1 protein-coding gene is annotated in these 699 nt (G+C 62.1%); it reads right to left on the bottom strand.

Going from position 1 to position 699, the window contains the following annotated elements:
* Positions 1-99: 99 nt before the first annotated feature.
* Positions 100-699 (bottom strand): type 1 periplasmic-binding domain-containing protein (locus tag NKI59_RS35000; RefSeq protein WP_502901160.1); only part of this gene is annotated, 600 nt, incomplete at its 5' end.

The following is a 699-nucleotide window of genomic DNA, read 5'->3' as shown; positions in this document are numbered from 1 at the left end:
GGTCCCCAATTTTGGGTTTTTGCCGGGCGGCACTACTAGCCCCCCCAAAACGCCTGAAATGCGCGGCCGCCCGGGGGGCCGGCCGCGAGTTGTTGGACTTCAGTTGCTGACCACTGCTTCGGCGTCTTCGGCCGTGCGGATCTTAATGCCCTTTTCCTTGGCATAGGCCTCGGACGACTTCTCGATGATCGGACGCAGCAGCTTCCAGTCGGGCGCAATCCAGTCGGAGACGACGTTCCACTTCTTGCCGTCCCACTGCTGGAAGGTCACGTAGCCGTCACCTTCGTGATTGTCCCAGGAGACGTTGATCGAGTGGAACAGGTCCTTGGCGCCCAGCGCCTCGACGCGTGCCGGATCGAGCTTGAGATGCTCGAAGCCCCAGCGGACTTCGTCGCCGGTGAGCGTGCGGTTGCCGAACTTGGTCTGCGCGATGCGGACCGCCTCGACATTGAGGATGCCGTTGACGATGCCGAGATTGTGGTAGACCGAGCCGATACGGCTCTTTTCGTCGAGATTGCCTTTGCCGGCGCCGTAGACCGTTTTGACGATCTCCTGGACCACCGGATACTGCTCGCCTGACGCCTGGGTGGTGATGGCCGTATAGCCCTTGGCGGCATCGCCCGCGGGGATCACATCCTCTTCCGAATTCGACCAGACATTGCCGACGATGTGATCGGCCGGGAAGCCGGTCTTCTGCGC

The sequence above is a fragment of the Mesorhizobium sp. M0598 genome, assembly GCF_040320865.1.
Taxonomy (GTDB): Bacteria; Pseudomonadota; Alphaproteobacteria; order Rhizobiales; family Rhizobiaceae; genus Mesorhizobium.
Note: the sequence above shows the minus strand (reverse complement) of the source record. Positions and strands in the feature narration are given on the sequence as shown.